The 16015-nt window shown below is 27.6% G+C and carries 13 protein-coding genes and 1 pseudogene; 1 reads left to right on the top strand and 13 read right to left on the bottom strand.

Annotation, left to right across the window (positions count from 1 at the left end):
- Positions 1 to 218 precede the first annotated feature (218 nt).
- From dinB to IC219_RS08460, 7 genes and pseudogenes are all read right to left on the bottom strand, one after another.
- Positions 219 to 1313 carry a DNA polymerase IV gene (dinB, locus tag IC219_RS08490; protein WP_227482947.1) on the bottom strand — a complete coding sequence of 365 codons (1095 nt, stop codon included), beginning with the start codon at positions 1311 to 1313 and terminating at the stop codon, positions 219 to 221.
- Between the two features lie 394 nt (positions 1314 to 1707).
- Positions 1708 to 3213, bottom strand: coding sequence for a DUF1846 domain-containing protein (locus tag IC219_RS08485; RefSeq protein ID WP_227436738.1), 1506 nt, complete (start codon positions 3211 to 3213; stop codon positions 1708 to 1710).
- Positions 3214 to 3474: 261 nt separating this feature from the next.
- A complete protein-coding gene (locus tag IC219_RS08480) occupies positions 3475 to 3825 on the bottom strand; it encodes a DUF6483 family protein (RefSeq protein ID WP_227436740.1) in 351 nt (116 codons plus the stop codon).
- 223 nt (positions 3826 to 4048) lie between these two features.
- On the bottom strand, positions 4049 to 4240 hold the full coding sequence (locus IC219_RS08475; RefSeq protein WP_054272897.1) for a hypothetical protein: 192 nt from the start codon (positions 4238 to 4240) through the stop codon (positions 4049 to 4051).
- Between the two features lie 120 nt (positions 4241 to 4360).
- Positions 4361 to 5276: pseudogene (locus tag IC219_RS08470) on the bottom strand (ComEC/Rec2 family competence protein).
- Positions 5277 to 5446: 170 nt separating this feature from the next.
- Positions 5447 to 6943, bottom strand: coding sequence for a 4Fe-4S dicluster domain-containing protein (locus IC219_RS08465; protein ID WP_227853317.1), 1497 nt, complete (start codon positions 6941 to 6943; stop codon positions 5447 to 5449).
- Between the two features lie 262 nt (positions 6944 to 7205).
- Positions 7206 to 8696, bottom strand: coding sequence for a 4Fe-4S dicluster domain-containing protein (locus tag IC219_RS08460; RefSeq protein WP_227482949.1), 1491 nt, complete (start codon positions 8694 to 8696; stop codon positions 7206 to 7208).
- 466 nt (positions 8697 to 9162) lie between these two features.
- Between IC219_RS08460 and IC219_RS08455 the strand changes: the two genes are divergently transcribed.
- Positions 9163 to 9363, top strand: a complete 201-nt coding sequence (locus tag IC219_RS08455; protein WP_227436749.1) for a cold-shock protein — start codon at positions 9163 to 9165, stop codon at positions 9361 to 9363.
- 173 nt (positions 9364 to 9536) lie between these two features.
- Here the strand turns inward: IC219_RS08455 and speB are convergent, their stop codons facing one another.
- From speB to IC219_RS08425, 6 genes are all read right to left on the bottom strand, one after another.
- On the bottom strand, positions 9537 to 10415 hold the full coding sequence (gene speB / locus IC219_RS08450) for an agmatinase (RefSeq protein WP_227824767.1): 879 nt from the start codon (positions 10413 to 10415) through the stop codon (positions 9537 to 9539).
- Positions 10405 to 11256 carry a polyamine aminopropyltransferase gene (gene speE, locus IC219_RS08445; RefSeq protein ID WP_227831592.1) on the bottom strand — a complete coding sequence of 284 codons (852 nt, stop codon included), beginning with the start codon at positions 11254 to 11256 and terminating at the stop codon, positions 10405 to 10407. Before speE ends, speB begins: the two co-directional genes overlap by 11 nt.
- A gap of 35 nt (positions 11257 to 11291) precedes the next feature.
- Positions 11292 to 11705: an adenosylmethionine decarboxylase gene (gene speD, locus IC219_RS08440; protein ID WP_227436754.1), complete on the bottom strand. Its 414-nt coding sequence runs from the start codon at positions 11703 to 11705 to the stop codon at positions 11292 to 11294.
- A gap of 60 nt (positions 11706 to 11765) precedes the next feature.
- Positions 11766 to 13241, bottom strand: coding sequence for an aminotransferase class I/II-fold pyridoxal phosphate-dependent enzyme (locus tag IC219_RS08435; protein WP_227482950.1), 1476 nt, complete (start codon positions 13239 to 13241; stop codon positions 11766 to 11768).
- A 528-nt stretch (positions 13242 to 13769) separates the two neighbouring features.
- On the bottom strand, positions 13770 to 15074 hold the full coding sequence (locus IC219_RS08430; protein ID WP_227482951.1) for an MATE family efflux transporter: 1305 nt from the start codon (positions 15072 to 15074) through the stop codon (positions 13770 to 13772).
- A gap of 97 nt (positions 15075 to 15171) precedes the next feature.
- On the bottom strand, positions 15172 to 16011 hold the full coding sequence (locus IC219_RS08425) for a MerR family transcriptional regulator (RefSeq protein ID WP_227436759.1): 840 nt from the start codon (positions 16009 to 16011) through the stop codon (positions 15172 to 15174).
- Between the last annotated feature and the right edge of the window lie 4 nt (positions 16012 to 16015).

Raw genomic sequence — 16015 nt, 5'->3', positions numbered from 1 at the left:
ATAATTATATCACAATATCCCCTTTATGTAAACAAAGTACGACTTTTGGGTTAATACATATTAGTAAACATTACTATAAATATCAAGTATTTGTATACAATACTCAAATTTAAAAGATATAAAAAAAAATAAAAAAATCTTAATAAAACAATACAACACTAGCCTTAATTATATATAATTAAGGCTAGTGTTAATTCATTCATTTAAACAAATAGTCATCACTGAATACTATCCATATACTCAAATAAAGTAATGTCTTTGTAAGTTTCTTTTTTGTCGCTTAAGTTTGATATTGTAACTCCTAATAGTCTAATTTGTTTTCCATTCATTTCAACATTTCTCAATAAATTGTCAACACTATTTCTTATATCATTATATTCATCAATATAATGTTCTAAACTAAGACTTCTAGTTATCTGTGTAAAATCCTCATACTTAACTTTTAATGTCAACGTCTTTCCAAATTTCTCAGAGTTTTTTAATCTATGGCACACTTCCTCACAAAGTTCATCAAGGATATTACGTGTTTCCTCTTCGTCAATATCCAAGTTATGACTTAGTGTAGTCTCTGCTCCAACAGATTTTCTAACTCTATTTGGCTCTACTGGTCTATCATCTATACCCCTTGCAAATTTATATAAGTCATATCCTTTTTTCTTAAATATGTTCTCAAGTTCAAATAAATCTAAACACCTTAAATCATATCCTGTTTTTATCCCTAAATTTTTAAGAGTATTTGAAGTGACTTTTCCAACACCAAAAAATTTATTTACAGGCAATTTATCTAAAAAATCCTGAGCATTTTCTTCATTTATTACAGTCAAACCATTAGGCTTTTTTAAGTCTGATGCTATCTTAGCAAGAAACTTATTATATGAGATACCCGCTGAAGATGTAAGTCCAACTTCCCTAAATATATCTCTTTTAATTTGCTTTGCTATTTCAATTGATGAATCAATATTCTTTTTATTTTTTGTTACATCTAAATATGCTTCATCTAAAGATAGTGGCTCTACTAAATCTGTGTATCTATAAAATATATTTCTTATTTGATTTGATACACTTTTATATACCTCAAATCTAGGTCTTACAAAAACTGCATATGGACATCTATTGTAAGCTACAGTGGATGGCATAGCTGAATGTATGCCAAATTTTCTAGCCTCATAAGAACACGTTGCAACTACTCCTCTGCTTTGTGGATTTCCACCAACAACCACAGGTCTACCTTTTAATTTTTTATTGTCTCTTTGTTCTATAGACGCATAAAAAGCATCCATATCTATATGAATTATTTTTCTATAAAATTCCATTCTTATCACCTTAAAGTATAACTAGATTAAATTTATTTACATCACTGTTTTAATTATACCAAACTTATGTTTCTTTATGCTATTTTTTCATCTATTTTATTTATATGTCAATACTTTCTCTTACTAAAACAGTTTATAATCAATTAATTCAATACAATTTATAAAAAATCATAAAAAACACTTGCAAAAACTAGGTAAAAGCTTTACAATAGGTATTCCAAGGAACTAAATTAAAATTCCTTATGGATAACAGTATATATATTAATTTAAATGGGATGTTTTAAAAATAAAAGACTGCCTTATACAAGACAGTCTACTGATTTTATTATAATTGTAATGGACTGCTCAAACTATTACTTTAAAACAGCCCATATTTTTTTGTATAATTATATTTTTAGCTATAGTAAAGATTTTGTGAAGGATACTCTGGGTCACAAGTTACATCTATACCAAGCTTTCTAAATGTTTGTTCATCATCTCTATTTAATATAGTAGTAGAATGTGCTTGACACCCTTTTAATAAAGCTAACTTTTCCATAGCAAATTGTGCAGTTGGATTAGTTACAGCACAAATACTAAGAGCAGTTAAAACCTCTTGACAACTAAGTGAAACATTTCTACTTGCTAAAGTTTTTGTTTTTAAATTTATAATAGGCTCTAATATTACAGGTGATATTAAGTGCATATCATCAGATATATTAGCTAAATGCTTAATTGCATTCAGTACTGCTGCTGCTGTTCCATTCATTAAGTCAGAACCTTTACCAGTTAATATTGTCCCATCTTCTAATTCTAGTGCCACTACAGGACAAGTATCATTTTTATCAGCATTTTCTTTTAACTTATTACTGTAATTTCTAGCAGGTAAAACAACGTTTCTATCTTCTGGCTTTAAATTAAGCTCTTCCATAATCATTTTCATTCTATCATAAGCACCTTTATCAACTTGTCCCTTTTTATACTCACAAGCAGTTTTAAAGTATCTTCTTATAATTTCTTCTATAGAAGCTTTTCTTATTACTTCATCATCTATTATTCCAAAACCAACTCTATTAACACCCATGTCAGTTGGAGATTGGAAAATTGATTCTTTTCCAGTTATTTTTTCTATTATTTTTTTTAGCACTGGGAATAACTCTAAATCTCTATTATAGTTTACTGACATTTCACCATACGTTTCAAGATGGAATGAATCTATCATATTTACGTCTTTTAAATCTACTGTAGCTGCCTCATAAGCTATGTTTAAAGGATGTTTCACAGGTATATTCCAAACTGGGAATGTTTCAAATTTAGAATATCCAACTACATTTCCTCTTTTATTTTCATGGTATAACTGACTTAAACAAGTACCAAGTTTTCCACTATTAGGTCCTGGTGCTGTTACTACTACAATTGGCTTTGTAGTTTCTATATAATCATTTGCTCCATATCCTTCATCACTAACTATAGTTTCAACATCTGAAGGATATCCCTTTGTTGGATAATGTTTATAAACTTTGATTCCTCTACGCTCTAACTTATTTATGAATACAGTCGTTGCAGGTTGTCCCTCAAATCTAGTGATTACTACACTGTTTACATCTAGCTCATAACCTCTTAAATCATCTATTAATCTTAAAACTTCCATATCATAAGTGATACCAAAGTCACCTCTTATTTTATTTCTTTCTATATCTCCTGCATACACACAAATTACAACTTCAACTTTTTCTTTCATATGTTGTAATACTTTTATCTTTGCATTTTCATCAAACCCTGGAAGTACTCTTTTTGCATGAAGGTCTCCCATTAATTTTCCTCCAAACTCCAAATAAAGCTTGTCAAAATTATTTACTCTTTCTAAGATATATTTAGACTGCTCTTCTAAATATTTTTTGTGGTCAAATCCTATTTTCATCTTAACACCTCACTAAATTAAATTTCTTTTTGATAACAGTATATTTATATATATTTTTTTAGTAAAACATCTTATAAAAAAATGTTAATACTTTTTCACTCAAAGTAATATTATACATTTAAGATTAATTTTTTTCAAGATAGTTTTATGGTAAATAAGATATACTTATATTATTAATAAAATAAGAATATTATATTTAAATATATAAAATATAATATTCTCATCTTAACATTAATTTATTTTAATATATTTATACATGCTTTATTCTAAATTTAAAACTTTCCTAATATCTTCTATCCCTTGATAAACTTCTTGTTTAGAAAAATTCATAGCCTCTAATTCTTCATCAGTTTTTTCCATAAGCATAGTATAAAATTCTATTGCTATATACTGCATATTTTCACTATTTACAGTTTTAGCTTTATCAAATAAAATTTCTTCTGCTTCATTCACATTTCCCTGGAAAACTAATCTTTTCAAGGTTATTAATATAACTTCTTCTTCAGTATTATATACTAAATCTTTCTCTTCATATTCACTGTATTTTTTCCCCAATAAGAATCTTGCAACCATCAATTTTATCTCATTGAAAATCTTATCCACTATAGCCATATTTACATCTCCTATAAATAAAATTTATTTTCTTTTTAATTATACCAAACTTTATAGAAAAAATTATTGTATGTAAATAAAATGATGAATAAATAAATTTTAAATAATAAAAAAAAGAAGGTAGCGGGGGATCTCCGACTACCTTCAAACACTAGATTGTGATTGGTTTGGTATTTTGTTTATACCCACCATAAGCTTTTTTAAATCATTTAAATTGATTTTTTTAGCATCCACATCCTCCATCAAAACCGTCACCACATTCGCAAAGTATTAATAATAATATTAAGAAAGGTATCCATGCACATAAGTCCATCTCAGCCCAACAGTCTTGGAATGCTAAGAATAAGAAAAATAATATTATTATCCACCAAGCACATCCGCCAAATCCGCCTTCACCAAAAAATCTATCCAACATAATATGTTACCTCCTAGTTATTTTGTATGTGGAGTTTCAGCTCCTAAAATATACTATGTTTAAGGTCTTATATTTGCTAATGATTTTTTTAAATTTTTTTATACAATTTTTCAGAAAACACTATTGACTTACACTTAATTTATTTCCATCACTATCTATAACTATCTCTCCATTATTAAGTAAGAAAAGTTTTTATATCTAATTTTTTTAATATTTCTAATACTTCTTTATCAGGTTCTTTTTTTTGTGAGCAAGTAATAGCAGCATATTTTGGTGAAATAGATTTTAAAAATGCTTCACTTAATTTATCATACCTTCCATGATGAGGAATTTTCACAAAATCGTATTTTAAAGTATTTTCACTTATAAATTCAGCTAAACGTTCTTCTTCTGCATCTCCTGCAAATAAAAAATTGTGTGTGCCATAATTTATACTAGTGATTATTGAGTAATCGTTTGAACTCTCATACTCACTTTTTAAAGCTGGTTGTATGCTTATATTTGCATTATTAACTACAATATTCATTTTTTCTTTCAATATTATGGGCTCTATACCAGTTTTTTTAAGTGAGTTAACATATTCATCATATTGTTTACTGTCTTTTTTATAATTTGCTTGTATTAAATTATTCACTTTAACACTGGACAACACACTATCAACTCCACCTATATGGTCTTTATCTAAATGAGTTAAAATTAGATAATCAAGTGTATTTATTCCTTTTTCTTTTAACTTATTAACTATTTGTTCACCATCTTTATCTTCTCCTGTATCAATCATTATGGCTTTTTTGCCTATCTCAATTAATATGCAATCTGACTTTCCAGTATTTAGTATAGTAGTTTTAAATGCAGTATTTCCTATATCATTTTGAATATTATTTTGACTCATACTATTTTTCTCACTATCTAAATAAGATTTACTTGTTGACTCTGTCTTACCATTAGCAGTTACATTTACTACAATCAATAGAACTGCAATCAAAGATACTGTTGTAATTAAAAACATGATGTCTTTTAATATTATTTTCTTCATCCAAAAGCTCCTATAAATTTTATTTATTACATATTTATAGTATAGCAATGCTGACATAATAAAATACACCTAGAAAAAGGGCAAATTCTAGGCATATTTGTGGCATTAAATATAACAAATAGTTTAGTTTTATAATTGTAACTAAGTATTTTTTAAAATATTAATTAATACTATCTTTCTAAATTTAAATCTTCAAACTCTTTTATTTTATCATTAGATAAAACACTCTTCTTAGTTGACTGTCCATTTTTTCTATCAAAAGTATTTTTAGCTTTTGCACCTGATAAGAACTTACCAGCTCCATTAATACAGCCTTCTTCGCACATCATTCCTTCTATAAAATTACCTTCTAATCTACCTAATTTAGCCATTGTCATTGTTTTCTTAATTTGTCTTGGTCCAGAAACTTTTATAGTCTCAAAATCAAAACTGATACCTTTTTCAGCAATATAATTTTGTATTGATTTTGTGAGCCCACCAGATGCTCCAAATCCTCTTCCAAAAATTGAACCATCATTTATATCATCATTTGAGCATTTTGACAAATCTACATTAAAAGCTTCAAATAATGCCATTAATTCTTCAAAAGTAAGTACATAATCTACTGCATCTTTTAAACATTCCTCAGTTGCCTCACTCTTTTTTGCAGTACATGGACCTATAAATACTACCTTAGCATCAGAATCAAATTTTTTTACGAATCTTCCTGTGGCTACCATAGGTGATACTGTAGAAGATATTTTATCAACTTCATCTGGGAACATCTTCTCTATATACTTAAAGAAGCCAGGACAACATGAATTGGTCATATACTTATCTCCAGATTTTATTCTTTCAATAAATTCATTACTTTCATGAACTGTAACTGCATCTGCTCCACAAGAAGCTTCTATCATATCTATAAATCCTAGTGATTTTACAGCATTTTTTAATTGTCCATATGTAATATTACTATCAATTTGACCTGTTATTGCTGGAGCTACTATAGCATACATATTTTCTTTTCTTGCAAGTTTTTTTGCAACTGGTGCTATCAAACTCTTGTCACATATTGCTCCAAATGGACAGGCTGACATGCATGCACCACAATTTATACAATTATCTTCATGTATCATAGCCTTCATAGTATCCCTGTTAAAATCTAACGCCCCAGTTGGGCATACACTTTTACATGGTCTTACAACTTCTGAGATAGCATCATATTGACATGAACTTTTACACATTCCACAAGCTTTGCATAAATCATGGTTTATATAAGCTCTTCCATTTATATAAGAAATTGCTCCAAACTTACAAGCTTCTTTACATCTATGTGCCAAACACCCTCTACAAAGTTCTGTTACTGTAAATTCATTTATTGGACATCTATCACATGCAGCTTCTACTATATACATAATTTGCTCATTAGAACCTAAATTTACTGAATCTGGATTTATATTTTCATATTTAGCATTTGGTGTCAAACTCAGTGCAAGCTGTGCTCGTTCAAGAACTACCTCTCTCTCTTTATAAACGCAACATCTATATCTTGCTTTCTCTCCTTTAATTATTTCATATGGAATTTTTTCTATATTTTCTTTTGTTAAATTTTCTTCAATTGATAACTTTGCTACAACTGTTAAAACTTCATGTTTTAATCTTTTTAGCTGTGTTTCGAACTCAAACATAAGTACTCCTCCCTATAAATCACCTATTTCACCTATATTTATACTATTATGTATATTGTATTTTTTATTTATTTCCATAAATTATTATAACACAGGCATAGTTTTTGTTAAGTTATATACAAAATATTATATATCTAATTTTTATTTTAAGTACTTAAACATCTTGATATAAATCTAAATAAAAATAGAGTTATCCTAATGTTAAATTACAACTTAGAACAACTCTATTCTCCATCTATATTTTTTATGATTATCTATAGATTTATTTTTCTAGATTTATATCACTAAAATCTTTTATTTTTGTATTTGCTAAAACACTTTTCTTAGTTGATTGAGAATTTTTTCTATCAAATGTAGCTTTAGCTTTTGCTCCTAGTAAGAACTTACCAGAACCATTAATACATCCACCTTCGCACATCATACCTTCTATAAAGTTTCCTTCTAATTTCCCTAAATTAGCCATAGTAATTGTCTTCTTAATCTCTCTTGAACCAGAAATTTTTACAGGTTCGAAATTAACTCCAATACCTTTTTCAGCAAGATAATTTTCTATAGCTTTTGTAAGTCCGCCAGCAGCACCAAAGCCTCTTCCAAATATTGATGCATCATCTATATCTTCATTTGAACACTTAGCTAAGTCTATATCAAAGGCTTCAAATAGTGCCATTATTTCTTCAAAAGTTAGTACATAGTCAACAGCTCCTTTTAATTCCTTTTTAGCTGCTTCATTCTTTTTAGCTGTACAAGGACCTATAAATACTACTTTTGCATCAGGTTCATAATTTTTTATAAATCTTCCACTAGCTATCATAGGAGATACAGTAGAAGATATTTTTCCTACAAGGTCTGGGAATGTCTTTTCTATGTAACCAACAAATCCTGGGCAACAAGAGTTTGTCATAAAAGTGTCTCCTTTTTCCATTCTTTCAGCAAACTCTAAACTTTCATGAACTGTAACTGCATCTGCTCCACAAGCTGCCTCTAGTACATCGACAAAACCTAATGATTTTATAGCATTTTTTATTTGACCATATGTAACATTTGCTTCAACTTGACCTGTTATAGCTGGAGCTACTACTGCGTACATTTTTTCTTTTTGTACTAATTTTCTAGCTACTGGAGCTATCAAACTCTTATCAGATATCGCTCCAAATGGGCATGCTGACATACAAGCACCACAGTTTAAACATTTATCTTCATGTATCATAGCTTTCATATTTTCTCTATCAAACCCTAAAGCATTAGTTGGACATACGCTCTTACATGGTCTTACAACCTCTGAGATGGCATCATACTGACAAGCTTTTTTACACATTCCACAAGCCTTACATAATTCATGATTTATATAAGCCATTCCTCCAACATGTGTAATAGCCCCAAATTTACAAGCTTCTTTACATCTATGTGCTAAACAACCTCTACAGATATCAGTTACTGTAAATTCATTTATTGGGCAACTATCACATGCTGCTTCTAAAATATATATTATTTGTTCATCTTCTCCTACATCCATTGTATCTAAATCTATTTTATCTTGACCTGGCAATAGTCCCATACTTACATTTACTCTTTCAGATATTATAGCTCTTTCTTTATAAACACAACATCTGTATGTAGGTTTCTCGCCTTTTATTATTTCATATTGAATATTATCCATTGCTTCTCTTGTAAGGTTATCTTCTTTTCCAAGCCTAGCTATTGCAGTTAAAACATCATGTCTTAATTTGTGTATTTGTGTTTCAAATTGAAACATGTTAATACCACCCCCGTAAATAATTTTATACGGTATTATTATAGCATAATATTTCCTTTTATTAATATATATGTAAAATATTATATATTTAATTTTTATTTTATCGAATTCATATATTGTTTTTTTATTTTATTATATAATAATAGTGATATTTCTGAAATTTCACTATTTTTAAATTTTATTTTTAACCTATTTTATAATATTTTTTATTATTTTTTTAAATTTTATTTTTTATTTTTCAATTTATATATTACATTTTTTGATATTAAATTTACCAGACTCTCTCAGATTTCTATTTTATTTTCTTTCATTATTAATATATTTTTTAATAAATTTTTTTAAATTATAAAATTGATTAACTTTTTTTAAAATTTCAATTGCTTTTTTTTAAAATTTATGCTATATTAATAGAACAGACTTAATTTATTTAGTTTGTATTTTTTAATAAAGCGGAGGTTTTTTTATAATGAAAAACGGAATAGTAAAATGGTTTAATAGTGAAAAAGGATTTGGATTCATATCAGTAGAAGGAGAAGACGATGTTTTTGTACATTTCTCAGCTATACAAACTGATGGATACAAAACTTTAGAAGAAGGCGAAAAGGTTAGCTTTGATATAACTCAAGGTAATAGAGGACCTCAAGCTGAAAACGTAAATAGAATATAATTATTTAATTTAAATATATATATTTTAGAAAAAGGAGCTACATAAGGCTCTTTTTTATTGTTTAAATTTATTGTTTAAAAAATAAAGAAGTTACCTTAAAAAAGTGCTAAGCTTAAAACAACTTATTTAAAGTAACTTCTTTATTTTATAGTATATTATTTATACAGACTTCTCTACCTAAATTTACTTGATATTATTAAACATAATTCTCTCAATACTTTGCATGCTATAACTGTTGATACTCCTGTCGTATCATAATCAGGGCTAAGCTCTACAATATCACAACCAACTATATTTATATTAGATTTTTTTATAATCTTAAAAACATCTTGAAATTCTCTATAATTTATACCACCAGGTTCTGGCGTGCCTGTTCCTGGAAATACAGATGCATCCAACACATCTAAATCTATAGTTAAATAAACATTTTTCCCATTCAATTTATTAATTATCTTTTCAAATGTATTTATTCCACCGACTTCCATATAGGTATGTTTTTGTTCTATTGCAAACTTAAATTCTTCTCTTGTTCCAGACCTTATTCCAAATTGAAATATTTTATCATCTCCAACAATATCCCATACTCTTTTAATTACTGTTGCATGAGAATTTTTACTGTTATTATATTCTTCTCTTAAATCTGTGTGAGCATCAAAATGAATTACATACACATCATTATACTTCTCATAAACTGCTTTAAAGGCTGGTAAAGTAACTAGATGTTCTCCACCAATCATAAATGGAATCTTTAAATCTTCAACTATACTAGCAGTTTCATCATATATTTCTTTCAAAACTTGTTCTGTATCTCCAACACTAATTTCCAAATCTCCACAATCACATATATTATAATCTTCTAAATCCAAGTCTAAAAAAGGACTATATGTCTCAAGACCATAAAATTCTTTTCTCATTGAGCTACTTGCAAATCTAGCTCCAGGTCTATTTGAAGTAGTTCCATCAAACCCTACTCCAAACACTATCAGATTTGATTCTTCATAACTTTTATCCATACCCATAAATGTATTTATATGATAGAAATTACTCTTCATTTAGCATCTCCTTTACATATTGAGGTAACATAAATGAACCTAAATGGATATCACTATTATAATACTTCGTTTTTAAATTTAATTTTTCCCAGCCATCTCTATCTTGATTCTTTATTGGGTCTAGTTTTTTTGAAGCAAAGCCAAATAACCAGTGTCCAGATGGATATGTTGGTATATGTGCTTGATAAACTTTAGCTATTGGAAATATCCCTTTTAACTTATCGTTGGCTCTTTTCATTTCCTTAGCATTAAACTCAAAATAAGGACTTTCACTTTGATTTACTAAAATTCCATCATCAGTTAGTATTCTATAACAATCTCTATAAAAAGCATTTGAAAAAAGTCCTTCTCCTGGTCCTATTGGGTCAGTTGAATCTACTATTATCAGGTCATAAGATTTGTCATAAGCTTCCTTAACAAATTTAACTCCATCTTCAAAATATAAATTTACTCTTTCATCATCTAATTTACATGAACATATATCTATATACTCTTTAGACACATCCACAACCATTTTATCTATTTCAACCATATCAATTTTTTCTATTTTAGGATAACGACTTAACTCTCTTACTGTACCACCATCTCCACCACCTATAACTAAGACTTTTTTAATATTTAGATTTGTAGCCATAGGAACATGAGTTATCATGTCATGATATATAAACTCATCTTTATATGTCACCATCATTAAACCATCTATTGTCAGAAACTTACCAAATTCCTCACTATCAAACACATCTATTCTTTGAAATTCAGATTTTCCTTCAAACAAATGTCTATCTACTTTTATAGAAAATCTTACATTTTTTGTCCATTCCTCTGTATACCAAAGTTCCATATAATAATCCTCACTTTCATTTATCTATTTTACGTTTATACTGCTTCAGGTTTATGAGTGATTTTACCTAAATCTTTTTTTGAATATTTTTTTATTTTTGTTGTCAATCCTCTTGGAATTTCTGTGGACTCACTTCTTTCTGATTTTAGAAGCTGTTCCAATAATTCAAAACTTTTCCATGGGTCTATATCACCACAAGTGAAAAAATCCGCCGCTGCATAACCATATTCAGGCCAAGTATGTATTGTCAAATGAGATTCAGCAATTATTACAGCACCTGAAACCCCCCAAGGATTAAAATGGTGAAATACAGAATCAACAATTGTAGCCTTTGCGTTTAATGCTGAATCATTCATAAAATTTTCTATAAGATGTGGGTCTTTAAGTATACTCTCATCACAGTTATAGTATTCTACTAGTATATGTCTTCCTAGTGTTTCAAATTTCATTTCAATCCCAACTCCTTTTACATATTTATATGTACTATTGTATTTATCCAATAACACAATTTATTTTATAACGAGTATTGTATCTAAGTTTTTATCTTGCATATCAGTCAAATATGCATTACTCTTTTTTAAAAAAACAATATACTCCATAATTTCTTTTGTTATTAATTCTCCTGGAGTAACAATTGGTATGCCTGGTGGGTATGCCATTATTGATTCTCCACAAATTCTACCTATGCATGACTTAATATCTATGCTTTCTTTAGATGCATAAAAAGCTTCTCGCGGATTAAGCTCAATAGTTGGATTTATTTGAATCATATTAAACTCATTTAACTTGGTTTCTTTTCTATAATTTTTTTCAATTATAGAAAGAGCCTTAACCAATCTGTCAATATCTGATTTGTTGGTTCCAATAGACACAAGTGCCAAGATATTGTACAAATCGCCTAGTTCTACTTGAATTGAAAACTTTTTATACAACAAATCATACACTTCAAAACCAGTTAAATTTAACCCTTTTACATTTATACATAATTTAGTTTCATCTATAAATTTAACACCTTTTCTTTTTAATATTTCGGTAGACAAAACATCTATTCCATCTATTTTATTTAATCTAGCTTTTGCATATCTAGATAAATTTAATGCTTTTGATAATTGTTCTTCTCCATTTTCAACTAGGTTAACTCTTGCTCCATCTATACTTGCCATAAGTAAATAAGATGCAGATGTAGACTGTAACATGTTGATTGACTGAAGTACTTTTTCAACTCTTATATTTTCTCTATTCAATAAAAGTGCTGAAGATTGTGTCAATGCTCCTCCAGTTTTATGTATACTTACAGCCACCATATCTGCTCCTAAACTTATTGCAGAAGGAGGTAAATCTAAATGAAATGGAAAATGAGCACCATGAGCTTCATCTACTAATACTAAAAGATTATTTTTATGACATAATTCTATGATGCTCTCAAGGTCTGCACAAGCACCATAATAAGTTGGATTAAGTAAAAATAAAGCTTTTATATCGCAGTTTTTCTCTATTTCCTCTTTAACTTTCTCAATAGTAATATTTAAACTTATACCTAATTGCTCATCAAATTCTGGTTGTATAAATATTGGTATTCCTCCACAAAGTATTAAAGCATTTATTACTGACTTATGAATATTTCTTGGTAGCAATACTTTTTCTCCTGGATTTATTACACTTAAAATCATTGCATGTATTGCTTGTGTAGTACCATTAGTTATAAAGAATGCTTCATCAGCCATATAAGCCTGTGCTAATAAATCTTGTGCATTTTTTATGACTCCAGTTGGATTAGATACATTATCCATAGTGGGTGATGAGTTTATATCCATTTTCATGAGATTTTCACCTAGATATTTATTTAATATATCTACACCTCTATTTTTCACATGTCCAGGTACATCAAAGCAAGCTATATCTCTTTTTGAATATTCTTTTAATGATTCCAATAATGGAGCACATTCATAGCTCAATTCAACTGCATTTGCGAACTCACTGTCCATGACTTTAAATTCATCCCCTCTCTATATTCTAATATTTTCATTGTTTTTATTTATTATTTCTATTTTTTATTTTTACTTTTATTAAACTCATGATATTTATTATATTAACAAACAAGTATTTTTACAAGTATTTTTTTATTTCATATCAAAAACCTATACCTTAGTGTTATCAATATTTATAAACTTTTATATTTTTTATTGTTTATATTAATTTTTTTTAAAATTAGTATTTGTAAACTTTCTTATTTTTAGTCAATTTCTTATTTTTATTTTTTTCAAGTTTTACTAACGCTTTAAGTTTAATATTTTTAATTAGTATGTATTCTATTACTAAACTTTTATACTATTTTTATTTTATATATTAAAATCCATAGTTTAGTGTAACTAAATAATTTTCATATTTGTAGATTTAAATTTTTTATAAAAATTATTAAAATTTAATCTAATACTATAGAATAAATTCTATTTATGCAAACAAAAATAGAGTAGTAAATAAATTCACTACTCTAGATTTATAGTATCATAACATTATAGACTTATAGCATTTTTTGTACATTCCTTTATATTTGCTACTTTACTCATAATTATAACTGTTAAAAGTTCTGAAACAGCCATACTTACCCATATTCCATTTACTCCAAATAACTTAGAAAAAACAAGTAGTATAATTGGCAACAGTAGGATTGAACGTAAAACGCCTATAATATTAGAATGTACTGGCATTTCTATCGCCTGATAATACATCATAGTTGTCAAATTCTTCCCAATCATAAGATAGGCTAAATTAGCCATATTAAGTGCAACATAGGCCATTAAAATAATTTCTCTATCACTTGTAAATATTTTTATAATTTCTTTTCCAAATAAAAAACATATTACTGTAAACATTATAGATACAAAGAAACTCATTTTTGTTGCCATATTATAATAGCCTAACATTTTTTTACTTTCTTTAGAACCAAAATTATAGCTTATAAGTGGTTGAACACCTAAAGTTATACCCATTAAGAGATTATAAATATTAGTAGTTACATAGTTTACTACAGCATAAGCAGAAAGACCTACATCTCCAACAACTCTTGTCAAAACTATATTATGTGCAAGTATAATTATTGAAAAAGCACTCTCTGCAAAGAATGAGGGAAATCCTATATTAAATAATTCTTTTAAAACATCCTTTTCTATCTTTGCTGAACCAAAAGATAACTTACCTTTTTTAAACATAAAATGAGGTAACATTATTAAAAGTGTGGATAGTTGACCTAAGCCACTTGCAATTGCTGCACTTTTTACACCAAATCCAAGCTTAAATATAAATAGATAATTTAAAGTTATATGAAATATTGTTCCTGACACAGTAGCTATCATAGCAAGTTTTGGTCTTCCATCATTTCTTAAAAAACTACAAAAAACAAGACCTAGCAAATTTGGTAGACAGAAAATAGCATAAAATGTTAAATATTCAGAAGATAATCCTACTAAATTTTCTGTTGCTCCCATAATTCTAACTATATGCTCTGAAAAAAGTATACAAATTATTGTAAGAGATAAACTACCTATTATTAAGATTTTTATCACTTGTCTAAATATATTTACAGCCCTTTCATCATCTCTAGAACCAAATTTTTTGGAAACTAGTACTCCTCCTCCAACTGCCATTAAACTGGATAATCCTAAAAATACCATTACAAGAGGCATTACTATACTAACAGCTGTAAGTGCTGAATCGCCTAGTCCTTTTCCCAAAAATATTCCATCTAATATTGTATTAAATGATGATACAAACATAGCAAGAGCTGATGGTATAGCATACTCTAAAAATTTTTTTGCCATTAAAAATCTCCCTCCCATAGATTATTATAATAAATATTATTTCACTATATAAAATACTAATCTATCCTCTGAGGGTAGAGTCAAGTTTTTTTGTATACTATTTTTTTCTTATTTCTAATTGAACCAATGTCTTTTCTTTTGTATCTGAATCTACTCTGGAAAGCATCCATATTTCATTAAAATTTCCAACAAGTTCTATATTATTATTCTTTGCATAATCTATTATTTTTTGATAATAATCATAGGCATTATTCCAATTATCATCATATATAATTGTTAAATATTCACCTGCTGGTAAAATATGCTCATTCTCATATTCTTCTCTTTCTTTAAAATCTACTATATCATCATATAATAATGCTTTACCTTCTTTGATTACTTTCTCATATGAAATACTACCTGAGATTATAGGATATACATCATTATACTTATCTTGAATGTGTAAAATAATATGTCTCAGATACATCTCAAGTTCCACTTCATCCTTTGAATTACATTTATATACATTTACTTTTCTTTCTTTATTGTATTTTATAAATACATTATTTAAATCATATTTTAACAATTCATTTACTTTAAATTCTATATCATTTAGATAATTTTTCACATCTGATAGTTCTTTTATTTTATTTTCTATCATTTTATTTTGTCTATCAATTGTATTCATCATAGAATCAATTGAACTGTCTGAATCAATTAATTTTTTTATATCTTCAAGAGCCATCCCCATAATCTTACAGTACTTAATTACATCTATACTCATAAATTGTTCTCTTGAATAATACCTATATTTATTTTCTTGATTTACATATGCTGGTTTTAATATACCTACTTTATCGTAGTATCTTAGAGTTTTTATTGATAAATCAAAAAGTCTAGACACTTCTCCTATTGAAAAATATGTTTTTATATTATCCCCTCCCTTTATATTTTGCATTAAA

The sequence above is a fragment of the Clostridioides sp. ES-W-0018-02 genome (genome assembly GCF_020658175.1).
In the GTDB taxonomy this organism is placed as follows: Bacteria; Bacillota; Clostridia; order Peptostreptococcales; family Peptostreptococcaceae; genus Clostridioides.
The sequence above is the reverse complement of the archived record's forward strand: the minus strand, read 5'-3'. Positions and strand labels throughout refer to the sequence as shown.